We start from the raw sequence: 23198 nt of genomic DNA on the forward strand, positions 1-23198 counted from the left end.
AGGGCGTCACGGAGCACGGCCACCCTCCCGCCCAGGCGGGAGGTCCGACGTACGTTCGGGCCCCTCCTTACATCCGCCAGAGCTGGAAGGTGGGGCCGTCGGCGGGGAGGGTCACCGTGCCGTCGGGGGCGGGGCGGAGGGCCGGGGCGCCGCCGTACACGTTCTCGCCGGCGGGGAGGCCGGCGAGGCGGACCGGAGTGCCGGGCGCGCGACGGGCCAGCACCAGCACCGTGCCGGTCGGCGCCTCGCGCAGGAAGACCAGGGTGTCCGCGTCCGCGTACAGCCAGCGCAGGCCGCCGTGCCGCAGCGCCGGCTCGCCGCGGCGCAGCGCCAGCAGCGACCGGTACGCGTCGAACGTGCGCCGGTCCCAGCGCTCCGGCCGGTGCCACGGCATCGGGGTACGCGAGCCCTCGCCGTTCGTGCCGGTCAGCCCCAGCTCGTCACCGGCGAAGATCACCGGGGTGCCCGGCATGGTGGCGAGCAGACCGGCGGCCACCTCCTGCCGGGCCGCGTCGCCGACCACGGTCCGGATCCGGGCCGAGTCGTGCGAGCCGAGCAGCTGCCACGAGTGCACGTACGACCGCCAGGAGATCAGCGACCGGTAGGTGTTCATGGTGGCGAGCGCCGCGTACGCGTCCCGCCGGCGTACCCCGCCCGGGGTGCCGAGGAAGTTGGGCAGTGGCTCGTCGCCGTGGCGCAGCCAGGACCAGACCGGGTCGGTGAAGCCCACGTAGTTCATCGTGCCGTGCCAGCCGTCCCGGTCCAGGTCGCCGGTGTGGTCGTGACCGTGCTCGGCGAGCAGCAGCGCGTCGGCGCGGGTCTCAGCCACCACCCGGCGCAGCAGGCGCGCCACCTCATGGGTGTACGCGTCGGCGCCCCGCCGGCCGGTCATGTTCGCCACGTCCACCCGCCAGCCGTCCAGCGCGTACGGCGGCCGCAGCCAGCGGCGCAGCAGCGAGTCCTCGGCGGTGGCGAAGCGCCGGCGCAACTCGGCGCTGCCCCAGTTGAGCTTCGGCAGCGACTTGACCCCGTTCCACGACTCGTAGTCTCCGGTCGCCTCGTCGACGTAGTACAGCTCCCGCTCCGGTGCGTGGACGTCGGAGGCGGCGGCGGTGAACCACCGGTGGGCGTCGCCGGTGTGGTTGCTGGTGATGTCGCCGAGCAGCCGCCAACCCCGGACGTGCACCGCGTCGGCCAGCCGGGACAGGGCGGCGTCCCCGCCGAGCAGCGGGTCGACGGTGTCGAAGCTGGACGCGTCGTACCGGTGGTTGGAGCGGGCCGGGAAGACCGGGGTTAGGTAGACGGTGTTGACCCCGAGCCGGTCCAGGTGGTCCAGGTGCTCGGTGACGCCGTCCAGGTCGCCGCCGTAGAACTGGTACGGCGTCTCCGGGCCGCGCCCGATGACGGGCGTGTCCCAGTCGCAGGGGATGGCCCAGTCCGGCACGGTCCGGCCGTCGGCGGCGGCGGCGGAGCGGGCGAACCGGTCCGGGAAGATCTGGTAGATGACCGCGTCCCGGGCCCAGGCCGGCGGCGGGGCGTAGCTGACCAGCTTGAAGTCGCCGTTGTCGGGCACGTCGTGGTCGACCAGGCCGGCGGCGTTGAGCCAGCGGTAGCCCCGGGAACCTTCGAGCAGGAAACGGTAGTTGCTGACCGGGTTGCGCACCTCCACCTCGGCCCGCCACCACACGTCACCACCCTCGGTACGGTCGACCACGGCCTCGGCGAAGCGCGGCTCACTGTCGCCGGTGGTGCGCACGTGCACCTGGCGTACGTCGACGCCGGCCGGCACCCGGACGAAGACCGGGACCCGCTGCCCGAGCGCGGGCTCCTGCTCGGGCACGTAGGTGGCGGACCCGTCGTGGTGCGGCTGCGGCATGGTCATCCCTTGACGGCTCCGGCGGTGAGGCCGGAGACGATGTACCGCTGGAGGTACTGGAACACCAGCACCGTGGGGATCGCGGTGAGCAGGGTCGCCGCCGCGAAGATGCCGAAGTTGACGTTGCGCTCGTTGCCCTGGAGCATGCCGTACATCCCGACGGCGAGGGTCTTCGAGTTCGTGCTGGTCAGGAACACGTTCGCCATCAGGAACTCGTTGATCGCGCTGATGAACGCCAGCAGGCCCGTCACCGCCAGGATCGGCGCCACCAGCGGCAGCATGATCCGGAAGAACACCTGGGCGTGGCTGGCACCGTCCATGGTGGCCGACTCGTCCAGTTCCCGGGGAAGCGTGTCGAAGAAGCCCTTCGTCAGCCAGGTGTTCACGCCCAGCGCGCCCCCCATGTAGAGCAGCAACAGGCCCCACGGGGTGTTGAAACCGATCCCGGGCCACAACTCGGTGATCGTGCCGAAGATCAGGAAGATCGCCACGATCGCCAGGAACTGCGGGAACATCTGGATCAGCAGCAGCGAGAGCAGCCCGACCCGCCGGCTCCGGAAACGCATCCGGGAGAAGGCGTACGCGGCCAGCGCGGAGAGGAAGACCGACGCGAAGGACGCGACCCCGGCGACCAGCAGCGAGTTGAGGAACCAGCGCGCGAACGCGGTGCGCTGGAACAACTCGCCGAAGTTGTCGAACGTCACCCCTCCGGTCGGCACCAGCTCGGTGGACGACAGCGTGCCCAGCGGGTTGAGCGCCGCGGAGAGCACGAACACGATCGGGAAGAGGCTGAACAGCACCCCGAGTACGCCGACGAGGTGCCGCCAGCCGACCTGGGCCAGCCAGCGGTTGCGCCGCCGCCGGGCGGCGACGGCCGGAGTCCCCGTGGCCGGGACGGTGGTGGACGTGGTCACGAGTACACCTCCTCCTGCTTACGGGTGCGCCGGAAGCTCACCGCGGACACCACCGCGACGATGGTGAAGATGAACAGCGAGATCGCCGCGGCGAACCCGAACTCCGCGCCCTGCGCGCCGAACGCCAACCGGTACGTGTACGTGATCAGCAGGTCGGTGGCGCCGTTCGTCGAGTTGTCCGCCGGGAACGGCGCGCCCTCGGTGGTCAGGTAGATCGCGTTGAAGTTGTTGAAGTTGTACGCGAACGACGAGATCAGCAGCGGGGAGAGGGCGACCAGCAGCAGCGGCAGGGTCACCGCGCGGAATGACTGCCATCCGGACGCGCCGTCGACCGCGGTCGCCTCCGTCAGCTCGCGGGGGATCGCCTGCAGCGCCCCGGTGGCGACCAGGAACATGTACGGGTAGCCGAGCCAGAGCTGCACCAGGATCACCGCGAAGCGGGCTGTCCAGTTCCCGCCGAACCAGTCGACGCCCAGCCCGAACAGGTTGTTGAGCAGGCCGAACTCGGTGTTGAACATGTCCCGCCAGACCATCAGCATCGCGAACGACGGCATGGCGTACGGCAGGATCAGCAGCACCCGGTAGAGGTTGGTGCCGCGTACCCGGGGTGAGTGCAGGGCCAGCGCGATGAACAGGCCGAGGATGAAGGTGCCGCCGGTGGAGCCGATCGCGAAGGCGAAGTTCCAGACCAGCGTGCCGAAGAACGGGCCGGAGATGTCGGGGTCGGTCAGCACCCGGGTGAAGTTCTTCAACCCCACGTTGACCTTCCAGCCCTGGGCCAGCCGCTCGCCGTCGGCGGCCACGAAGGAGCCGGTCGCCTCGTCGGCGGTCCAGGTCTTGCCCGTCTCGCTGTCCTTGACGCAGTCGCAGCCCGTGTCGTACGCCCGGACGGCCTTGCCCTCGTAGGCGCGGGACAGGCCGTTGGACCGGACCGCGCCGCCGGAGGTGGGCACGATCAGGTCGGTGATCTCCTTGCTTCGGACGCTGGCCTGGCCGAAGTTGAGCACCGTGTAGCCGTCGGCGGCGGTGACCTTGCCGGTCGGGCTGACGGTGACCTGGCCGGCGTCGAGCTTGCGCAGCCCGGCCGCGTCACCGACCGAGGCCTCCCTGGTCTTCGGGTCGGTCAGCAGGAAGACCAGCGGGTCGGTGGCCGGGTCGCCCTTGGTGGCGATGGAGAGGGAGTACTCGGTAGAACCGGGAACCTGCTGCACCGAGGCGGTCTGGATGGCGACGATCGCGTCGTCCTTGCTGCCGCGGTGGCCGTCGCCGAAGTTCGTGAACGCGGTGCTCGCGGTGTAGAGCACCGGAAAGACCTGGAAGGCGATCAGGAAGAGCGTGCCGGGGACCAGGTACTTGGCCGGGATGTGCCGGCGGCCGAGGTAGAGGTAGAACAGACCTGCGGTGGTGGCCGCCAGGATCGCCAGCCCGATCCAGTGCTCGGCCTCGATGAGCGGGAACGCCGCCCAGATCGCGATCCCGGCCACCAGGCCGAGCAGGACCACCTTGACGAGCAGGCCGGTCGCGGTGATCGGCGCGTGGTTCCGCGCGGTGCGGGAGCGCGGGAGCCCGCGGCGAACGGGCTCCCGGCCCGGAGCCTGCGTGGCAGGCTCCGGGCCGGACAGCGACGTGCTCATTACTTGATCTGACCCGCGATGGTCTTGCCGGCGGCGGTGACCGTCGTGGCCGGGTCGGCGCCACCGATGACGGCGGCCTCCGCCTTGGCGAACGGGTCCCAGATCGCGGCCATCGCCGGGATCGCGGGGAGCACCTGGCCGTTCTTGCCGGCCTCCTGGAACTTGGCCAGGTCCGGGTCGGTGCCCTTGACCTGGTCGAGCGCCGCGGTCAGCGCCGGCGGGCGCGGCTCGGCGTTGTACAGGGCCACGGCCAGCTCGGGCTTGGTCACGTAGTTGGTGACGAACTCCTGGGCCAGCGCCTTGTTCTTGCCCTTGGCGGCGACGTAGAACGCCTGGACGCCCACGAACGGCTGGGCCTCCTTGCCACCGGCGAAGCCGGGGACCGGGGTGATGTCGTACTTGATGCCGGCCTTCTTCACGTCGGCCGTCGCCCACGGGCCGGAGATCAGGTAGGCGCACTTCTTGCCGGTGAAGGTGGCGATCGAGTTGGTGTCGGCGATGGAGCGCTTCAACACGCCCTCGCCCTTCTCACCGAGCTTCGCGATCTTCTGGAAGGCCGCGATCGACTCCGGCTTGCCCACGCCCAGGTCCTTCGGGTCGTAGTCGCCGTTGGCCGTGGTGCCGAACAGGTAACCACCGCCCGAGGTGTACAGCGGGTAGATGTGGTACGCGTCGCCGTTCTGGCCGACCTGGAGGCAGAGGACCTCGCTGACCTTCTTCTGGGTCTTGAGGTTCTTGCCGGCGGTGACCAGGTCCTCGATCGTCTTCGGGGCCTCGGGGGCCAGCTCGGTGTTACGGATCAGCGCCAGGTTCTCCTGGGCGTACGGCACGCCGTAGAGCTGGCCGTTGAAGGTGACGGCCTTGACGGCGACCTCGCTGAATCCGCCCTTCTGGTCGGCCGGGAGCTGCACCGGGTCGATGGCCCCGTTCTGGACCATGTTGCCGATCCAGTCGTGGGCACCGACCACGACGTCCGGGCCGCTGCCCTGCTGCGAGGCGGTGACGAAGTTGGTCTGCAGGTCCTTGGAGACGGCGTTGACCTCGACCGTGACGCCGTTCTCCTTGCCGAACTCCTCGGCGAACGGCTTGAGGGCCGCAGTCCGCTTGTCGTCGGCCCAGATGACCAGCTTGCCGCCCGCCGCCTTGGCGGACTCCTTGGCGGCCGGCTTGTCGCTGTCGCTGCCACCGCAGCCGGAGGCGGCGAGCGCCAGGCCGAGGACGGCGACCACACCCGCGGTACGGATGCGCATCGGTACTCCTGTCGTCATGGCGGCCCGCCGGGGGAAGGACGGCCCACCAGTGGAACCTCTGTAATTTTCTTGCTGACCGGCGCGGAGGTGTCGCGCCGCTGCTCTCGCGTGTTGCGGGGACGCTAGCAAGACGTTGCAGAGAATGGAAGGTATTGCAGGAGTGTACGCAAGAACTTTCCGGTGAGCTAAAGTGCCGCCATGCGCGCTCGTCTGTCCGACATCGCCCAACAGGCCGAAGTCAGCGAGGCCACGGTGTCGCGGGTGCTCAACGACCGCCCCGGGGTGGCTCCCGAGACCCGGCAGGCCGTCCTCACCGCCCTCGACGTGCTCGGATACGAGCGCCCCGCCCGGCTGCGCAAGCGCAGCGCCGGGCTGGTCGGCCTGGTGGTGCCGGAGCTGGACAACCCGATCTTCCCGGCCTTCGCGCAGGTCATCGAGTCCACTCTGGCGCAGAGCGGCTTCACCCCGGTGCTGTGCACCCAGACCCCCGGCGGGGTCACCGAGGACGAGTACGTCGAGATGCTGCTGGACTGGCAGGTCTCCGGGATCGTCTTCGTCTCCGGCCTGCACGCCGACACCGCCGCCAACCACGACCGGTACCGGGCGCTGATCTCCCGGCCGCTGCCGGTCGTCATGATCAACGGATACGTCACCGGCATCGCCGCGCCCTTCGTCTCCTGCGACGACCGGGATTCGGCAGAGCTGGCCGTGGCCCACCTGGTGGCGCTCGGGCACCGCCGGATCGGCCTGATCACCGGGCCGGACCGGTTCGTGCCGGTGCAGCGCAAGGTGGCCGGCTGGAAGTCCGCGATGACCAGGCTGGCCGGGCTCACCGAGGACGAACTGGACGGCCTGGCCGAGCTGACGCTCTTCGGCGTCGAGGGCGGTGAGGCCGCCGCCGGCCGGCTGATCGAGCGCGGGGTCACCGGCATCGTCTGCGGCTCCGACCTGATGGCGCTCGGCGCGATCCGGGCCGCCCGCCAACGCGGCCTCGCCGTCCCCGGCGACGTCTCCGTGGTCGGGTACGACGACTCCCCGCTGATGGCCTTCACCGACCCACCGCTGACCACCATGCGCCAGCCGGTCATCGCCATGGCCGTGGCCGCGGTGCGGGCCCTGGTCGACGAGATCAACGGCCACCCCGCCCCGCACTCCGAGTATCTGTTCCGCCCCGAACTGGTGGTCCGCGGTTCCACCGCCGTGGCCAACCCCACGTCGGCGGCTGCTGTCATTTCTTGCGCAAGGAATGCTTGACTCTTGCAAGGCTGAGCCGGCATCCTGCTCAGACACCCGCGCGGTCACCCACACCGTGCGGGTGCCGCCGACCTGCGCCAGAGAACGGGGATCGCCACCGATGACCGCCGCCACCCAACCCACGCCGCCGACCTCCGACGACGACTGGTGGCGATCCGCGGTCGTCTACCAGGTCTACGTCCGCAGCTTCGCCGACGCCAACGGTGACGGTGTCGGTGACCTCCAGGGCATCCGGGAGCGCCTGCCCTACCTGCGCGACCTCGGCGTGGACGCCCTCTGGCTGACCCCCTTCTACACCTCGCCCCAGGTCGACGCCGGTTACGACGTCACCGACCACCGGGACGTCGACCCGCTCTTCGGCGACCTCGCCGACTTCGACGCGATGATCGCTGACGCGCACGCCCTGGGCCTACGCATCATCGTGGACCTGGTGCCCAACCACACGTCCAGCCAGCACCCCTGGTTCGAGACGGCGCTCGCCGCCGGCCCCGGCTCACCCGAGCGCGAGCGCTACCTGTTCGCCGACGGCAAGGGCGACCAGGGCGAGCTGCCGCCGAACGACTGGGAGAGCATCTTCGGCGGCCCCGCCTGGACCCGGGTCGCCGACGGCCAGTGGTACCTGCACCTGTTCGACCCGGCCCAGCCCGACCTGAACTGGCGCCACCCGCAGGTACGCGCCGAGTTCGAGGACATCCTGCGGTTCTGGCTCGACCGGGGCGTGGACGGTTTCCGGATCGACGTGGCGCACGGGATGATCAAGGCCGAGGGGCTGCCCGACGTCGGCTTCAACTCGATGACCACCGGCCAGCGCCAGTCCGAGCTGCTGGGCAGGGGCCGGCTGCCGTACTTCGACCAGGACGAGGTACACGACATCTACCGCGCCTGGCGGCCGATCCTGGACCGCTACCCCGGCGGCCGGATGGCGGTGGCCGAGGCGTGGGCGGAGACCCCGCAGCGGCTGGCCCGCTACATCGGCCCGGACGAGCTGCACCAGGCGTTCAGCTTCGACTTCCTCGGCGCCACCTGGTCGGCCGACTCGTTCCGCAAGGTGATCGACACCGCGCTCGCCGAGTCGACCATCGTCGGTGCCCCGACCACCTGGGTGCTCTCCAACCACGACCGGCAGCGGCACGTCACCCGGTACGGCGACGGTGAGATCGGCCTGCGCCGCGCCCGCGCCGCCGCCCTGCTGATGCTCGCCCTGCCCGGCTGCGCGTACGTCTATCAGGGCGAGGAACTGGGCCTGCCGGAGGTGCTGGACCTGCCCGACGAGCTGCGCCAGGACCCGGCGTTCCTGCGCACCGGCGAGAGCCGGGACGGCTGCCGGGTGCCGATCCCGTGGAGCGGCGAGCTGGCCCCGTACGGCTTCGGGCCGGCCGGCAGCGAGCTGAGCTGGCTGCCGGCCCCGGCGACCTGGCGCACCCTCTCGGTGGCCGCCCAGGCCGGCGTGCCCGGCTCGACGCTGGAGCTCTACCGGACCGCCCTGCGGATCCGGCGCGAGCACCCGGCGCTGGCCGGCCTCGACGGCATCACCTGGCTGGAGACCGAGCCCGGGGTGCTGGCGGCCCGCCGCACCGGCGGGGACGCCGAGCTGACGTGCGTGGTCAACCTCAGCGGCGCCGAGGTCACGGCCGCCGGTTACGGCCGGCCGATCGCCGCCAGCGCCGACCTCACCGAGCGGGGCGACGGGCACGTCCTGCCGGTGGACTCAGCCGCGTGGTTCGAACGGCGGTGAGCCGGGTAAACCGCCATTGACCTGGTCGTCCGTTGTGCTCCGCGCCGACGGGCGGCTGGGCAACCGACCCCTTGTGGTGGGGGGTGAGGTGGCGCCGGCGCCTCGGGGAATCCGCTCCCCGAGGCGCCGACGTCCAGCTGGGACGCCAGCCCTCAGTCGCCCCGTCGGGTGAGCAGTTCGGCGATCCGGGCGAAGCCGGCTTGCACCTCGTCCCGGCTCGGCGCGGTCGTCGGCTCCGGCACCGGCTCCCGCTCGGCGGCCAGCTCCAGCTCCTCGTCGATGGTGTCCTCGAAGTCGCCGTAGAGGTCCGCCTGGTCGACCTGCGCCGCCTCGTCCTCGGCGGCGAGCTGCGCCGCGGCGATCTCGCCGCGGATCTCCTCCGGCGTCAGCGCCGGCAGCAGCGGCTCGACCACCGCCATCAGCTGCTCCTCGGCCACCACCGCCTCGGCCAGGGCGAGCGCGTGCGGCCGCTCGTACGGCCCGCAGACCACCGGCTCCCACTCGTCGGCGTCGCCGAGCGGGCCGAAGGTGATGATCCACGGCAGGCCGAGCATCGGCGAATCGTCCGGCAGGTCCAGAGTCACAAGCGCGCCCACCCGCTCATCATGGTCGTTCCCGCCGCGTGCGCGCCCAGGAATGCTGGTCATCCCGCGCCTCCGGGGGTGCCTGGTTCGGGCACCTCGTCGGCCTCCACGTCCACCTCCCGGGCCGCGCGGCCCTCGGCCAGGTCCACCACCCGGCCGTACCGGCTGGTCGCGGCCAGCGCCGCCCCGAACAGCAGCAGCTGGTTCAGCAGGTAGAGGTAGAGCAGCAACCCCACCGCGGTGGCGACCACCGTGTACGCCGGGTTCCGCTCGGTGCGCCCCACGTAGTAGCGCCCGACCGTGTTGAGCAGGGTGATGCCGATCGCGACCATGAGCACCACCGGACGCAGCCGGCGGCGGCTCATCCGCAGCCGGGGCACCGCCACCAGCAGCGCCACGGCCAGTACCGCGTTGACCAGCACGCTGAGCACGGCGCTGAGCGTGGTCAGGCCGATCGACCCGGTGCTGCGCAGCAGGAAGCGCAACAGCGACTCCAGCGCGTCGACGGCGGCCACCGAGACGCCGAGCAGCACGAAGACCGCGACCAGCACCCCGAGGTCGACCAGGCGGCGCACCACCAGGTTGCCGGGCTGCTGGTTGAGGCCGTACATCAGCCGCTGCGAGGAGCGGATCGCCTCCACCCAGCCGATCCCGGTGAAGACCAGGATGACCAGGCCGACCACCCCGACGGTCCTGCTGCTCTGCGCGATCTGCGCCGTGTCGAGGAAGGGCACGTTCTTCTCGAGGAAGTGGGCCGCCGCCCGGCTGACCTCGTCGTTGTCCTTCAGGATCGCGCCGAAGACCGCGTACCCGAGCAGGGTGAGCGCGAAGACGGCGAAGAAGCCGTAGTAGGCGATCGCCGCCGCGAGCCGGCCGGCGAGCACGCCGGCGTAGAGCGTCCCGGCCCGCCACAGGTGGTCGAAGGCCGCCGACCGGTCACGCGCCACGTCGATCCGGCGACCGAGGGCGGACTCGATCCGGCCGAACACGTTCACCACGTCATCCTCGCCAATCCCCCGCCGCGACGGTGAACGGCCGGCCGGGCGCTCAGCTCAACCGCCCAACCGGAAGTCACGGCGCGGCTGCCACCGGGCCGCGCCGCTGTGCGAGAAGAGGGTGAAGCCCTCCACCTCGAACAGCGCCGAGAAGTCGGCCAGGTCCTCGTACGCCTTGTCGAGCACCTCGGACGGGACGTCCTGGGCCACCGTGACGTGCGGGTGGTACGGGAAGCGGGCCTCCCGGTGCAGCTCGGGTGCCGAGTTGATCGCGGCGGCGAGCAGCTCGCACTCGCTGATCCCGGCCGCCACCGCCACGAAGACCACCTGGGTGACCGGGCGGAAGGTGCCGGTGCCGCGCAGGTGCAGGGTGAACGGCAGGTGGGTGGCGGCCACCCGGGCCAGGTGCGCCTCGACGGCGGGCAGCGCCCGCGCCGGGATTTCGGTGGGCCCGAGCAGGGTGACGTGCGCCGGGACGACCTGCGGATCATTGGCCTCGGCCCGGCGGCGGGTGAGGATCCCGCCCCACGGCTCGGGGATGTCCACCGCGATCCCGATCTCGATGGTGCCGCCGGTATCCGGCACCCCGTCCCTGCGATCCACGCTCCCCGCCACCCCTCCGGCCACCGACTGCGTCCACCCGTTCCCGTCGTGCCTCGGGGCGGCTACTCGGACCGGACCGGCGGGAAGAAGCCGATCCGGTCGTACACGGTCCGCAGCGTCACCGCGGCGACCGCCCGGGCCTTCTCCGCGCCGTGCGCGAGCAGCTTGTCGAGCTGGGCCGGGTCCTCCAGGTAGGTGCGGGTGCGCTCCTGGATCGGGGTGACGAACTCCCGGATCACCTCGCCGAGGTCCTTCTTCAGGTCGCCGTAGCCCCTGCCGTCGTACGCGGCGACCAGGTCGTCGATGCTCCGGCCGGAGAGCGCCGAGTAGATGCTCAGCAGGTTGGCGATGCCCGGCTTGCCCTCGGCGTCGAAGACGATCTCGCGCCCGGTGTCGGTGACCGCGGAGCGGATCTTCTTGGCCGAGCGGGCCGGGTCCTCCAGCAGATCGATGATGCCGGCCGGCGAGGACGACGACTTCGACATCTTGGCCGTCGGGTCCTGCAGGTCGGTGATCTTCGCGGTGTCCTTCACGATGTGCGGCGCGGGCACCGTGAAGGTCGGCCCGAACAGCGAGTTGAACCGCTGGGCCAGATCGCGGGAGAGCTCCAGGTGCTGGCGCTGGTCCTCGCCGACCGGCACCGCGTGGGCCTGGTAGAGCAAAATGTCGGCGGCCTGCAGGATCGGGTACGTGAAGAGGCCGACGCTGGCCCGCTCACTGCCCTGCTTCAGCGACTTGTCCTTGAACTGGGTCATCCGGCTGGCCTCGCCGAAGCCGGTGATGCAACCGAGCACCCAGGCCAGCTGGGAGTGCTCGGGCACCTGGGACTGGACGAAGAGGGTGCTGCGCTCCGGGTCGATGCCCAGCGCGAACAGCTGCGCGGCGGCCACCCGGCTGCGCTGCTTGAGCACCTTCGGGTCGTGCCCGGCCGTGATCGCGTGCAGGTCCACCACACAGTAGAAGGCGTCGTGGCTGTCCTGGAGGGCCACCCAGTGCCGCAGCGCGCCCAGATAGTTGCCGAGATGGAACGAGTCGGCCGTCGGCTGGATGCCGGAGAAGACGCGGGGGCGGGCGGGTACGTCGGACATGCCGGCAATTCTGTCAGCACACCCCCCGACACGTCATGACGGGCCGGCGGATCGACTCTCGACGGACGTGACCCGGGCCGTGACCTCGCGTCGCTGCTCGGGCAGGCGCGCGGCGGAGACCGCCAGCCGGGACACCCGCCGCCCCTCCAGCGCGAGCACCCGCAGCAGCCAGCCGCCCGGCGGGTCGTCCGGGTCGGGTCCGCCCAGGCCGTCCGGGGCGGGAGTCACCGGCACCTCGTCGCCGGCGACCGGGAGCCGGCCCAGGGCGGCCATCACGAAGCCGCCGACCGTCTCGTACGGCCCGGCGGGCAGCGGCACCCCGGTGCGTTCGGCGAAGTCGGCCAGGTTGAGCCGGCCGTCGACGACGGCGGGCAGGCCGGCGTGCGCCGGGTCGGGCGGGTCGTCGTACTCGTCGTGGATCTCCCCGACCAGTTCCTCGACCAGGTCCTCGCAGGTGACGATGCCGGCCGTGCCGCCGTACTCGTCCACCACCACCGCCAGGTGGTGCCCCTCCCGGCGCATCTCGGTGAGCGCGGCCAGCACCCGCTTGCTGCCGGGCAGCCGCTTCACCTCGCGGGTCAGCTCCCAGACACTGACACCGCTTTCGCGTTCGGGCCGGAGCAGCACGTCCCGCAGGTGGACGAAACCGACCACATCGTCGTGGGTGCCGTCGACCACCGGATAGCGGGTGTGCGTCTCGACGCGGACCAGCCGCTCTGCCTCGGCGACGGTGAGCGCTGCGGAGAGGAACACCACCTCGGTACGCGGCACCATCACCTCGCGGACCAGGCGCGCCCCGGCCACCAGCACCTCGTCGATGATCCGCCGCTCGTCGGGGTCGAGCACGGTGTTGGCGGCGACGAGGTCCCGCAGTTCGGCTTCGCTGATCCGCTCCCGGCCGGCCGCCGGGCTGGCGCCGAGCAGATCGGTGACCAGCCGGGTGGCGCCGTCGGCGGCGCGGACCACGAGCCGGGCCACGGCCCGGGCGAGGGGGCCTGGTTCGCGTCGCGGCCGCCCCGGCGGTCGTCGCCGGGGCCCGGGACCGCCTGCCTCCCGCATGACAAGGATCGTAGACAGCGGGCACCGGGGCGGCGGGTCCATGTTCGGATCTGTTCAATCATGGCTGACCGTGATGGAATCGCAGGCAGCCATGCGCAGCCGCGGACCAGCCGGCGGCCGTAGGGTGATCACGGACGGCCGCCACGGGACGCGGCCCAGGCAGGAGGAACCCGACGTGAAACTGCTCGTCACCGGCGGCGCCGGCTACATCGGCAGCGTGGTGACCCGGATGCTGCTGGACCACGGCCACGAGGTGACCGTCCTCGACGACCTGCGCACCGGCCACCGGGCGGCCCTCGCCCCCGAGGCGACCCACGTCGACCTGCCGGTGCACGAGGCCGCCCGGGTGCTCACCCCCGACGCCGGCTTCGACGGCGTGCTGCACTTCGCCGCGCTGATCGCCGCCGGCGAGTCGATGGTCAAGCCGGAGCTCTACTGGCAGAACAACACCGTCGGCTCGCTCGCCCTGATCGACGCGGTACGCGCCGCCCGGGTACCCCGGCTGGTCTTCTCCTCCACCGCCGCTGTCTACGGCAACCCGAGCGAGGTGCCGATCCCGGAGACCGCCGTCAAGGCCCCCACCAACACGTACGGGGCGACCAAGCTGGCCGTCGACATGGCGCTCACCTCCGAGGCGATCGCCCACGACCTGGCCGCCGTCTCGCTGCGCTACTTCAACGTCGCCGGGGCGTACCTGCACGAGGGGCGGGCCATCGGCGAACGGCACGACCCGGAGACCCACCTCATCCCGCTCGCCCTCGACGTGGCGGCCGGCCGTCGCGAGAAGCTCCAACTCTTCGGCGACGACTACCCCACCGTCGACGGCACCTGCATCCGCGACTACATCCACGTCGCGGACCTGGCCCGGGCGCACCTGCTGGCACTCGACGCCGCGGTCACCGGCCGGCACCGCATCTACAACCTCGGCAACGGCAACGGCTTCACCAACCGCCAGGTGATCGAGGTGGTCCGCGAGGTCACCGGCCACCCCGTACCGGTCGAGGTGGCCCCCCGTCGCGAGGGCGACCCGGCCGAGCTGGTCGCCTCGTCCGCGCTGGCCCGCGAGGAACTGGGCTGGGTGCCGCAGCAGCCCACCCTGCACGACATGGTCGGCGACGCCTGGGCCTTCTACCGGGCACACATCCTGGAGCAGCAGTGACAACCACGACCGCCACCACCCCCACCACGCCGTCCGGCGACGTCGTCGCCCGCGCCGCCGCCGGCTTCCGACAGCGGTACGGCGCGGAGCCAGCCGGCCGCTGGGCGGCTCCCGGCCGGGTCAACCTGATCGGCGAGCACACTGACTACAACGACGGCTTCGTGCTCCCCTTCGCGCTGCCGCTGCGTACCGTGGTCGCCGCGGCGCCCCGGGACGACGAACGCTGGACGGTCTGGTCGGAGCTCTCGGCCGACCCGGTCGAGTTCGGCCCGGCCGACGTCGACGAGCCCGGCCGGGTCACCGGCTGGACCGCGTACGTGGCCGGAGTGGTCTGGGCGCTGCGCGCCGCCGGGCACGCCGTGCCCGGCGCGCGGCTGGCCATCGCCTCCGACGTGCCGGTCGGCTCCGGGCTCTCCTCCTCGGCGGCCATCGAGGCGGCGGTGCTCGCCGCCCTGGTCGACCTGGGCGGGCTGGACCTGCCCGCCGACCGCTGGCCCCGGCTCGCCCAGCGCGCCGAGAACGAATACGTCGGCGCCCCCACCGGAATCATGGACCAGTCCGCGGTGATCCGCGGCCGGCCCGGGCACGCCCTCTTCCTCGACTGCCGCACCGAGGAGATCGAGCAGATCCCGTTCGACCTGGACGCCGCCGGGCTGGCCATGCTGGTGATCGACAGCCGCGCCCCGCACCGGCACGCCGACGGGGAGTACGCCTCCCGCCGCAAGTCCTGCGAACGGGCCGCGGCGCGGCTCGGTGTGCCGGCGCTGCGGGACGTCCCCGCCGACGGCCTCGACGCCGCGCTGGCCCGCCTCGACGACGACGAGACCCGCCGCCGGGTCCGGCACGTGGTCACCGAGGACCAGCGGGTGCTCGACACGGTCGCGCTGCTGCGCGCCGGCCGGGTACGCGCCCTCGGCCCGCTGCTGACCGCCTCGCACGCCTCGATGCGGGACGACTTCGAAATCACCGTGCCGGAGATCGACACCGCGGTCGAGGCGGCCCTCGCCGCCGGGGCGTACGGGGCCCGGATGACCGGCGGTGGCTTCGGCGGCTGCGTGCTCGCCCTGGTCGAGGCGCCCACCGCCGACGCCGTGGCGGCCGCCGTGGCCAGCGCGTACGCCGAGCGCGGCTTCGCCGCCCCCGGCGCGGTCACCGTCCTCCCGGCCGGCGGCGTCACCCGCGTGGACTGAGCATCCACCCGCCCTCATTCACGGAAAAGGTGTGGCCACCTACGCCCGGATGGCCACACCTTTCCGTGAATCTGCGCCCGGAGAACCCGTCAGGCGGCCTCGACGATCATCCCGGCGCCGACGGTGCGGTTGGTGGTCTCGTCGATGATGACGAAGCCGCCGGTGGTGCGGTTACGCCGGTATTCGTCGGCGAGCAGCGGGATCGTGGTACGCAGCCGGACCCGGCCGATCTCGTTCAGCCTCAGCTCGCCGGCCGTCTCGTCCCGGTGCAGCGAGTTGATGTCCAGCCGGTAGTGCAGGCCGCGCACGATCATCCGGGCCGAGCGGGTGGTGTGCTTGATGGCGTACTTGCCGCCGACCTGCAACGGGCGGGTCTCGTCCATCCAGCAGACCATCGCCTCGATGTCCTGGGCGACCGCCGGGGCGTTGTTCGGCCGGCAGATCATGTCGCCGCGCGAGATGTCGATCTCGTCGGTCAGCCGGACCGTCACCGCCATCGGCGGGAACGCCTCGTCCACCGGGCCGTCGGCCGTCTCCACCGAGGCGATCCGGCTGGTGAAGCCCGACGGCAACACCATCACCTCGTCACCCGGCTTGAGCACGCCCGAGGCCACCTGGCCGGCGTAGCCCCGGTAGTCGGTGACGGTGGTGGACTGCGGCCGGATCACGTACTGCACCGGGAAGCGCACGTCGACCAGATTGCGGTCCGAGGCGATGTGCACCCGCTCCAGGTGGTGCAGCAGCGACGGGCCCTCGTACCAGGGCATGTTCGCCGAACGGGAGACGATGTTGTCGCCCTTGAGCGCGGAGATCGGCACCACGGCCAGGTCCGGCACGTCGAGCTTCGCGGCGAACGCGGTGAACTCGTCGGCGATCCGCTCGAACACCTCCTGCGACCAGTCGACCAGGTCCATCTTGTTGACGCAGAGGACCAGGTGCGGCACCCGCAGCAGCGAGCAGAGGAATGCGTGCCGGCGGGACTGCTCCACCAGGCCCTTACGCGCGTCCACCAGGATTAGCGCCAGGTCCGCCGTCGACGCGCCGGTGACCATGTTCCGGGTGTACTGGATGTGCCCGGGGGTGTCGGCGATGATGAACTTCCGCCGGGGCGTGGCGAAGTAGCGGTATGCCACGTCGATGGTGATGCCCTGCTCCCGCTCGGCCCGCAGGCCGTCGGTGAGCAGCGCCAGGTTGGTGTATTCGTCGCCCCGGGCCGCGCTGACCGCCTCGACCGCGGCGAGCTGGTCGGTGAAGAGCGACTTCGTGTCGTACAGCAGCCGGCCGATCAGGGTGGACTTGCCGTCGTCGACGCTGCCCGCGGTGGCGAACCGCAGCAGGTCCATCGGCCGGCCCTCGGGCAGCGCGGAGTCGGCGGCCGGGGCCACGGTGTCGACGCTCATCAGAAGTAACCCTCCCGCTTACGGTCCTCCATGGCGGCCTCGCTGACCCGGTCGTCGCCGCGGGTCGCACCGCGCTCGGTGATCCGGGTGGCGGCCACCTCCTCGATCACCTTCTCCACGCTGTCGGCCGACGAGCGGACCGCAGCGGTGCAGGAGGCGTCGCCCACGGTCCGGTACCGCACCTGCGCCTTGAACGGCTGCTCGCCGGCGCGAACCCGGAGGAACTCGTTGACCGCGTACAGCATGCCGTCCCGCTCGACCACCTCACGCTCGTGCGCGTAGTAGATCGACGGCAGCGGGATCCGCTCCCGGGCGATGTAGTGCCAGACGTCCAACTCGGTCCAGTTGGACAGCGGGAACACCCGGATCGACTCGCCCGGGTGATGCCGGCCGTTGTAGAGCGCCCACAGCTCCGGGCGCTGGTTCTTCGGATCCCACTGGCCGAACTCGTCCCGGAAGCTGAACACGCGCTCCTTGGCCCGGGCCTTCTCCTCGTCCCGGCGCGCGCCGCCGAAGAGCGCGTCGAAGCGGTGCCGCTCCACCGCGTCGAGCAGCACCGGCGTCTGGATCCGGTTGCGCATCCCGTCCGCCGACTCACGGACGAGGCCCTTGGCCAGGGCCTCCGGAACGCTGGCCACGATGAGCTGCAGGCCGAGTTCGGCGACCCGCCCGTCGCGGTATTCCAGGACCTCGGGGAAGTTGTGCCCGGTGTCGACGTGCATCACCGGGAAGGGGATGTTGGCCGGGGCGAACGCCTTCTGGGCCAGCCGGAGCATCACGATGGAGTCCTTACCGCCGGAGAAGAGGAGCACCGGACGCTCCATCTCGGCGACGACCTCACGCATCACGAAGATGCTCTCCGCCTCCAGTGCGTCGAGGTGGGAGACCTGGTACGCGGCGGGGGACGTCATGACACGAACTCGATTCGCTCGGATCCGCACATCGGGATTCCAGGCCTTTCCGGTCGGATTCGTGAAGAGCCTAAGGCTACCCGGAATGCCGCTGTAGCGCTGCAAGCAACCGACTGGCGAGATCCTTGCGGCAAACCAGTAGGTCGGGCAGACGCGGGTCCGCCTCGTTGTATCTCAGCGCTGACCCGTCGATCCGGGACGCGTGCAGCCCGGTTGCCGTCGCCACCGCGACCGGAGCGGCCGAGTCCCACTCGTACTGGCCGCCGGCGTGGATGTACGCGTCGACCTCCCCGGTGACCACCGCGGCGATCTTCGCGCCCGCCGAGCCCATCGGAACCAGATGAGCGCCCACGTCCGCGGCCAGATCGGTCACGAAGACGGGCGGACGGCTACGGCTCGCGGCCAACCGGATGGTCCGCCCGCCACCCGAGGTCGCCGCCTCCAACGTCATCGGCGGGTACGCCGGCGGATAGTCCGTCGCCAGCACCCGGTGCTGCGCCGGCAGGCCCACCGCGCCCGCCACCAGGCCGTGCGGCGTCGGCGCGTTCCGCGCCCAGAGCGCCACGTGCACCGCCCAGTCCGACCGGCCGTCCTCGGCGAACTCCCGAGTGCCGTCCAACGGGTCGACGACCCACACCCGGTCGGCGGTCAGCCGGGACACCGCGTCGGGGCTCACCTCAGCCGTCCACGCCAGCCGGGAACCCTCGTCCTCCTCCGACAGCACCGCGTCCGCCGGGCGCCACCTCGCCAACTCGGTACGGATCAGGTCGTGCGAGACCTTGTCCCCGGCCGACTTCAACGCGCCCGGATCCGCGAAGCCCAGCTCCGCACGCAGGTTCATCAGCGCCTGCCCGGCCCGCGCCGCCAACCACCGGGCGAACGCGCCGTCGATCATCGGAGGACTGCCCATGCCGTCCGCTCCCGTCGCCCGCCGTCGCCGGCTCCGTACGTCAGAAGGGGCAGACTACCGGCCCGGACCAGCCGGACCTGGCACATCGTGCGGAACTCACCCGCCGTGGTACAGGTTCTGCGTCGGCTCCACCCCGCGGGTGACCACCGACTCCACCACGTCCGCCGCCCGGTCGACCAGGAACTCCAGCTCCTTGCGCTCCACGGAGGAGAAGTCCGACAGCACGAAGTCCGCCGGATCCTGCCGGCCCGGCGGCCGGCCGATGCCGAACCGCACCCGCACGTAGTCCTTCGTGCCCAGCGACTTCGACATCGAGCGCAAGCCGTTGTGGCCCCCCTCGCCGCCGCCGCACTTCACCCGCACCTGCCCGTACGGAACGTCCAGCTCGTCGTGCATGGCGATCACCCGCCCCGGCTGGATCTTGTGGAACTGCGCCAGCCCGGCCACCGGACCGCCGGAAAGGTTCATGTACGTCAACGGCTTCGCCAGCACCAGCTTCGGGCCGCCGAACCCGAGCCGCCCCTCGGCGACCTCCGCCACCGCCCGTTTGTGCCGGCCGAACTTCGCGCCCACCCGCCCAGCCAGCAGGTCGGCCACCATGAAGCCGACGTTGTGCCGGTTACCCGCGTACTCCCGGCCGGGGTTGCCCAGGCCCACCACCAGCCACGGCCCCGCCTCGTCCGTCACGCCACGCCCCTTCCGCTCTCCTATCGACAACTCCAGCTCGGCGCGTCTACCGCCGCGCCACGACCTGAAGCCGTCGCTGATACGCCGACAGGCGCCCCCGGAAACCGGGGACGCCTGTCGCACAGCCAGCGGACCGATCAGGCCTCGGTCTTCGCCTCGGCGCTCTCCTCGCCGCCAGCGGCGGCCGGAGCGCCAGCCTCGGCGCCCTCGGAGGACACGGTCTCCTCGCCGACCCCGGCCTCGATCTCCTCCACGGCCTCCTCGACCTCGGGGAGAGTGGCCTCGAGCTGCTCGGCGGTCGGGGCGGCGGTCACCGTGGCGACCGGCAGCTCCGGGTCGGCGGCCAGCTCGACACCGGCCGGCAACGCAACGTCGCCGGCGGTGATCTGGACGCCCGCCTCGGCGCCCTCGATCGAGGCCTCCAGGTGGTCCGGCACCTTGGTGGCGTCGGCGGTCACGGAGAGGGTGTCGTGGTCGTGCACGATCAGGGTGTCCTTCGCGGCCGCACCGGTCAGCTCGACCGGGACCTCGACGGTGACCTTCTCGCCCCGGCGGACCAGCAGCAGGTCGATGTGCTCGAAGGTGTCCTTGATCGGGTCACGCTGGATCGCCTTCGGCAGCGCCAGCACCTGGGTGCCGTCGCTGACCTCGATCGCGAAGAGCTGGTTCGCCCCGCCCTTACGGATCGCCGCGGCGAACTCACGCGCCGGAAGCGCGATGTGCTTGGGCTTCTCGCCGTGGCCGTACAGCACGGCGGGCACCTTGCCGGCCCGGCGGGTACGACGGGCACCACCCTTGCCGAACTCGGTACGGGGCTCGGCGCTGATCTTTACCTCGGACACGGGGAAACTCCTGATGCTTCGCTGCTGGCGGCTTGTCGTCTGGCGGTGCTGGGCGAGGGGCTCGCTGGGGGCTCATGGTCGAGACTGCCCGGAGCACCGCGTCGATGACGGCACCTCCGTGCGGCGCTTCTTCAGCGGCCCGCAGGGCACCCTCGCCGTGGCAACCGCACCAGTCTACCGGAGCGATTTCCGAGCCTTCCGGCAGTCCCCGTATCACCGTTCGGGGCGGTCCGCAGGACAACGCTCCGGTCGCCGGCGAGCACCGGCGACCGGAGCGCGCGTCAGCTCAGGCCGCCGAACAGGGTGGTCACCGAACCGTCGTCGAAGACCTCCCGGATCGCCCGGGCCAGCAGCGGCGCGATCGACAGCACGGTGATCTTGTCGAGCTGCTTCTCCGGCGGCAGCGGCAGCGTGTTGGTCACCACGACCTCGCTGATCGAGCTGTTCTTCAGCCGCTCGGTCGCCGGATCCGACAGCAACGCGTGAGTGGACGCGACCACGATCTCCGCGGCACCGGAGCCCTTCAGGATGTCGGCGGCCTTGGTGATCGTGCCACCGGTGTCGATCATGTCGTCGACGATCAGGCAGACCCGGCCCTCCACCTCGCCGACCACCCGGTTCGCCACCACCTGGTTCGGCTTCAGCGGGTCCCGGGTCTTGTGGATGAAGGCCAGCGGGCAGCCGCCCAGCCGGTCCGTCCAGCGCTCCGCCACCCGCACCCGGCCCGAGTCCGGCGCCACCACCGTCATCGGGCGGCCCGCGTACCGGTGCTCCACGTACTCGGCGAGCACGTCCATCGCGAAGAGGTGGTCCACCGGACCGTCGAAGAAACCCTGGATCTGCGCGGTGTGCAGGTCCACCGTCAGGATCCGGTTCGCGCCCGCGGTCTTCAACAGGTCGGCCACCAGTCGCGCCGAGATCGGCTCCCGGCCCCGGTGCTTCTTGTCCTGCCGCGAATACGGGTAGTACGGCAGGACCACGGTGATCCGCTTGGCCGAGCCGCGCTTCAGCGCGTCGACCATGATCAGGGTCTCCATGACCCAGGTGTTGACCCCGTGCGTCACGGACTGCACCACGAAGGCGTCCGAGCCGCGCACCGAGTCCTTGTACCGTACGAAGAGCTCGCCGTTGGCGAACTCGTACGAGTCGGTGGGCGTCGGCGCGACGCCGAGCACCTCACCGATCTCCTTGGCCAGCTCCGGAAAGCCACGTCCGGAGAAGAGCATCAGGCTTTTGCGGTTTTCGGCGACGATGCTGCCCATGGGCCCGTCTGCTCCCGTTTGTCGGTGGTTCCCGGCGGCGGTGGGCCGGGGACTATTCGGTTGCAGTATCCCTCGTGTTCATCGGCATGCTCAGGGACTCGGCACCCTCGTGGATTCAGTCACCTTCGCTTGCGGCCTCGGCCCCACCCGGCGCACCCTCACCGGCCCGCTGGGCCCGCTCCGCCGCCTCGGCCGAGGCCGTGCCGGGCCGCTTACGGGCCACCCAACCGTCGATGCTGCGCTGCGGTGCCCGAGTCATCCCGAGCGCCCCCGGCGGCACGTCCTGGCTGATCGCGCTGCCCGCCGCGATGTACGCCCCGGCACCCACCTCGACCGGCGCGATCAGGCTGGTGTCGCACCCGACGAAGGCGCCCTCGCCGACCGTGGTGTGGTGCTTGTTCACCCCGTCGTAGTTCACGAAGATCGTCGCCGCGCCGATGTTCGCCTTCGCCCCGATCGTCGCGTCCCCCACGTACGACAGGTGCGGCACCTTGGCGCCCGCCCCCACCTCGGAGTTCTTCACCTCGACGAACGTGCCCACCTTGGCCTTCTCGGCGAGCCGCGCCGCCGGCCGCAGGTACGCGAACGGCCCCACGGTGGCTCGCGGGCCCACCTCGGCGCCCACCGCGTGGCTGCGCAGCACGCTGGCACCCGCGCCGATCGTGGTGTCGATCAGCGTGCTGTCCGGCCCGACCACCGCACCCGCGCCGACCACCGTCGCGCCCTGGAGCTGGGTGTTCTGGTCGATCACCGCGTCCCGCTCGACGGTCACCGTCACGTCGATCCAGGTGGTGTGCGGATCGAGGATGCTCACCCCGGTACGCATCCAGCCCTCGTTCACCCGGTCCCGCAGCAGCCGGCGCAGCCCGGCCAGCTCGACCCGGTCGTTGCAGCCCAGCGTCTCCACGTGGTCGGCGGCGCAGTGCACGGCCACCGGCTCCCCGGCGTCCCGCAGCAGCCCGAAGACGTCGGTCAGGTACTCCTCGCCCTGTTCGTTGTCGGTGGAGAGCTTGCCCAGCGCCTCCCGCAGCCGCGCCACGTCGAACGCGTAGATGCCCGCGTTGATCTCCCGCAGCCCGCGCTGCTCGGGAGTGGCATCGCGCTCCTCGACGATCTGCTCCAGGCGGCCCTCGGCGTCGCGCACGATCCGGCCCAGGCCGGTCGGGTCGGGCACCTCGGCGGCGAGCACGGTCGCCGCCGCGCCGTCGCTCTCGTGCGCCTCGACCAGGGCCGCCACGGTCTCCGGTCGCAGCAGCGGCACATCGCCGTTGATCACCACCACGGTGCCGATGCCGTCCGGCACCGCGTCGAGCGCGATCCGGACCGCGTGCCCGGTGCCGAGCTGCCGCTCCTGGAGCACCGGGGTCGTCTCCGGGGCGATCTCGGCCAGGTGCGCCCGCACCTGGTCGGCGCCGTGTCCGACCACCACCACCGTGCGCTCCGCACCGAGCGGCGCGGCCGCGGCCAGCACGTGTCCGAGGAGGGTACGACCGAGCAGCGGGTGCAGCACCTTGGGCAGGGCTGACTTCATCCGCTTGCCCTCACCGGCGGCGAGCACGACGACGGTGCGGAGGCGGGTCTGGGCCACGATGTGGCTCCCATCGGGACGACGACAGTCTCGCGGCCATGCTAACCAGACCGCGGTGGAAGCCGTCGAATACCCCGAGAAGGGGCATCCGCACCAGAAAGCTGCTCGGCCGCCAGGATTCGAACCTGAAACACAAGAACCAAAATCTTGGGTGTTGCCAGTTACACCACGGCCGAAGGGTCGTCGACAGCTTAGCGCGTCCCGTCCGATCCGAGGTTGCCCGCATCCGGCCGCCGCGCTGCCGCCAGGCCATTCAC

19 protein-coding genes, 1 tRNA gene and 1 pseudogene are annotated in these 23198 nt (G+C 71.5%); 4 read left to right on the forward strand and 17 right to left on the reverse strand.

The window, feature by feature from the left end:
- Positions 1-67: 67 nt before the first annotated feature.
- Genes ACNAW0_RS18445 through ACNAW0_RS18460 form a run of 4 tightly spaced genes read right to left on the reverse strand, consistent with a single transcriptional unit; the run spans position 68 to position 5674 of the window.
- The gene (locus ACNAW0_RS18445) at positions 68-1876 is read right to left on the reverse strand and encodes a glycoside hydrolase family 13 protein (protein ID WP_416289140.1); all 1809 of its coding nucleotides are present in this window, start codon (positions 1874-1876) and stop codon (positions 68-70) included.
- A 2-nt stretch (positions 1877-1878) separates the two neighbouring features.
- Positions 1879-2790, reverse strand: coding sequence for a sugar ABC transporter permease (locus ACNAW0_RS18450; RefSeq protein ID WP_416289141.1), 912 nt, complete (start codon positions 2788-2790; stop codon positions 1879-1881).
- Entirely contained in the window at positions 2787-4424 is a 1638-nt protein-coding gene (locus tag ACNAW0_RS18455) for an ABC transporter permease subunit (RefSeq protein ID WP_416289142.1), read from the reverse strand. Before ACNAW0_RS18455 ends, ACNAW0_RS18450 begins: the two co-directional genes overlap by 4 nt.
- On the reverse strand, positions 4424-5674 hold the full coding sequence (locus ACNAW0_RS18460) for a sugar ABC transporter substrate-binding protein (protein ID WP_416289143.1): 1251 nt from the start codon (positions 5672-5674) through the stop codon (positions 4424-4426). The genes ACNAW0_RS18455 and ACNAW0_RS18460 overlap by 1 nt, the downstream gene beginning before the upstream one ends.
- Positions 5675-5872: 198 nt before the next feature.
- On the opposite strand from ACNAW0_RS18460, the gene ACNAW0_RS18465 reads away from it, so the two are divergent.
- Positions 5873-6928 carry a LacI family DNA-binding transcriptional regulator gene (locus ACNAW0_RS18465; RefSeq protein WP_416289144.1) on the forward strand — a complete coding sequence of 352 codons (1056 nt, stop codon included), beginning with the start codon at positions 5873-5875 and terminating at the stop codon, positions 6926-6928.
- Positions 6929-7028: 100 nt separating this feature from the next.
- Positions 7029-8663: a glycoside hydrolase family 13 protein gene (locus ACNAW0_RS18470; protein ID WP_416289145.1), complete on the forward strand. Its 1635-nt coding sequence runs from the start codon at positions 7029-7031 to the stop codon at positions 8661-8663.
- 152 nt (positions 8664-8815) lie between these two features.
- Here ACNAW0_RS18470 and ACNAW0_RS18475 read toward each other — a convergent pair whose 3' ends face one another.
- Genes ACNAW0_RS18475 through ACNAW0_RS18495 form a run of 5 tightly spaced genes read right to left on the reverse strand, consistent with a single transcriptional unit; the run spans position 8816 to position 12992 of the window.
- A complete protein-coding gene (locus ACNAW0_RS18475; protein WP_416289146.1) occupies positions 8816-9259 on the reverse strand; it encodes a hypothetical protein in 444 nt (147 codons plus the stop codon).
- Positions 9260-9306: 47 nt separating this feature from the next.
- Positions 9307-10242, reverse strand: a complete 936-nt coding sequence (locus ACNAW0_RS18480) for a YhjD/YihY/BrkB family envelope integrity protein (RefSeq protein WP_416289147.1) — start codon at positions 10240-10242, stop codon at positions 9307-9309.
- A 57-nt stretch (positions 10243-10299) separates the two neighbouring features.
- The gene (locus ACNAW0_RS18485) at positions 10300-10869 is read right to left on the reverse strand and encodes a 2'-5' RNA ligase family protein (protein ID WP_416289148.1); all 570 of its coding nucleotides are present in this window, start codon (positions 10867-10869) and stop codon (positions 10300-10302) included.
- Between the two features lie 38 nt (positions 10870-10907).
- A complete protein-coding gene (trpS, locus tag ACNAW0_RS18490) occupies positions 10908-11933 on the reverse strand; it encodes a tryptophan--tRNA ligase (RefSeq protein WP_416289149.1) in 1026 nt (341 codons plus the stop codon).
- Positions 11934-11966: 33 nt separating this feature from the next.
- Complete coding sequence (locus ACNAW0_RS18495) at positions 11967-12992, reverse strand: hemolysin family protein (protein WP_416289150.1); 1026 nt, start codon at positions 12990-12992, stop codon at positions 11967-11969.
- 175 nt (positions 12993-13167) lie between these two features.
- On the opposite strand from ACNAW0_RS18495, the gene galE reads away from it, so the two are divergent.
- Entirely contained in the window at positions 13168-14151 is a 984-nt protein-coding gene (gene galE / locus ACNAW0_RS18500) for a UDP-glucose 4-epimerase GalE (RefSeq protein WP_416289151.1), read from the forward strand.
- Positions 14148-15341, forward strand: a complete 1194-nt coding sequence (gene galK / locus ACNAW0_RS18505; RefSeq protein WP_416289152.1) for a galactokinase — start codon at positions 14148-14150, stop codon at positions 15339-15341. Before galE ends, galK begins: the two co-directional genes overlap by 4 nt.
- Before the next feature lie 89 nt (positions 15342-15430).
- On the opposite strand, the gene cysN is transcribed toward galK, so the two are convergent.
- The 8 genes and pseudogenes from cysN to ACNAW0_RS18545 all read right to left on the reverse strand — a co-directional run bounded on the left by cysN (position 15431) and on the right by ACNAW0_RS18545 (position 23117).
- The gene (cysN, locus tag ACNAW0_RS18510) at positions 15431-16741 is read right to left on the reverse strand and encodes a sulfate adenylyltransferase subunit CysN (protein WP_416289153.1); all 1311 of its coding nucleotides are present in this window, start codon (positions 16739-16741) and stop codon (positions 15431-15433) included.
- Positions 16741-17652, reverse strand: a complete 912-nt coding sequence (cysD, locus tag ACNAW0_RS18515) for a sulfate adenylyltransferase subunit CysD (protein WP_416289154.1) — start codon at positions 17650-17652, stop codon at positions 16741-16743. Before cysD ends, cysN begins: the two co-directional genes overlap by 1 nt.
- Positions 17653-17728: 76 nt before the next feature.
- Complete coding sequence (locus ACNAW0_RS18520; RefSeq protein WP_416289155.1) at positions 17729-18562, reverse strand: 3'(2'),5'-bisphosphate nucleotidase CysQ; 834 nt, start codon at positions 18560-18562, stop codon at positions 17729-17731.
- A gap of 96 nt (positions 18563-18658) precedes the next feature.
- On the reverse strand, positions 18659-19249 hold the full coding sequence (gene pth, locus ACNAW0_RS18525) for an aminoacyl-tRNA hydrolase (RefSeq protein ID WP_416289156.1): 591 nt from the start codon (positions 19247-19249) through the stop codon (positions 18659-18661).
- A 137-nt stretch (positions 19250-19386) separates the two neighbouring features.
- Complete coding sequence (locus ACNAW0_RS18530; RefSeq protein WP_416289157.1) at positions 19387-20091, reverse strand: 50S ribosomal protein L25/general stress protein Ctc; 705 nt, start codon at positions 20089-20091, stop codon at positions 19387-19389.
- A 281-nt stretch (positions 20092-20372) separates the two neighbouring features.
- Positions 20373-21353: a ribose-phosphate diphosphokinase gene (locus ACNAW0_RS18535; protein WP_416289158.1), complete on the reverse strand. Its 981-nt coding sequence runs from the start codon at positions 21351-21353 to the stop codon at positions 20373-20375.
- A 52-nt stretch (positions 21354-21405) separates the two neighbouring features.
- Positions 21406-22944 (reverse strand): annotated as a pseudogene (gene glmU / locus ACNAW0_RS18540) (bifunctional UDP-N-acetylglucosamine diphosphorylase/glucosamine-1-phosphate N-acetyltransferase GlmU).
- Positions 22945-23045: 101 nt separating this feature from the next.
- Positions 23046-23117: transfer RNA gene (locus tag ACNAW0_RS18545), tRNA-Gln, on the reverse strand.
- Between the last annotated feature and the right edge of the window lie 81 nt (positions 23118-23198).

It is taken from the genome of Micromonospora sp. SL1-18 (assembly GCF_047921505.1).
GTDB lineage: Bacteria > Actinomycetota > Actinomycetes > Mycobacteriales > Micromonosporaceae > Micromonospora.

What these genes read in the sequence shown, in the direction of transcription:
- ACNAW0_RS18445 (WP_416289140.1), bottom strand. Translation starts at nt 1,876, where the DNA reads ATGCCGCAGCCGCACCACGACGGGTCCGCCACCTACGTGCCCGAGCAG.
- ACNAW0_RS18455 (WP_416289142.1), bottom strand. Translation starts at nt 4,424, where the DNA reads ATGAGCACGTCGCTGTCCGGCCCGGAGCCTGCCACGCAGGCTCCGGGC.
- ACNAW0_RS18460 (WP_416289143.1), bottom strand. Translation starts at nt 5,674, where the DNA reads ATGCGCATCCGTACCGCGGGTGTGGTCGCCGTCCTCGGCCTGGCGCTC.
- ACNAW0_RS18465 (WP_416289144.1), top strand. Translation starts at nt 5,873, where the DNA reads ATGCGCGCTCGTCTGTCCGACATCGCCCAACAGGCCGAAGTCAGCGAG.
- ACNAW0_RS18470 (WP_416289145.1), top strand. Translation starts at nt 7,029, where the DNA reads ATGACCGCCGCCACCCAACCCACGCCGCCGACCTCCGACGACGACTGG.
- trpS (WP_416289149.1), bottom strand. Translation starts at nt 11,933, where the DNA reads ATGTCCGACGTACCCGCCCGCCCCCGCGTCTTCTCCGGCATCCAGCCG.
- ACNAW0_RS18495 (WP_416289150.1), bottom strand. Translation starts at nt 12,992, where the DNA reads ATGCGGGAGGCAGGCGGTCCCGGGCCCCGGCGACGACCGCCGGGGCGG.
- cysN (WP_416289153.1), bottom strand. Translation starts at nt 16,741, where the DNA reads ATGAGCGTCGACACCGTGGCCCCGGCCGCCGACTCCGCGCTGCCCGAG.
- cysD (WP_416289154.1), bottom strand. Translation starts at nt 17,652, where the DNA reads ATGACGTCCCCCGCCGCGTACCAGGTCTCCCACCTCGACGCACTGGAG.
- ACNAW0_RS18520 (WP_416289155.1), bottom strand. Translation starts at nt 18,562, where the DNA reads ATGGGCAGTCCTCCGATGATCGACGGCGCGTTCGCCCGGTGGTTGGCG.
- ACNAW0_RS18535 (WP_416289158.1), bottom strand. Translation starts at nt 21,353, where the DNA reads ATGGGCAGCATCGTCGCCGAAAACCGCAAAAGCCTGATGCTCTTCTCC.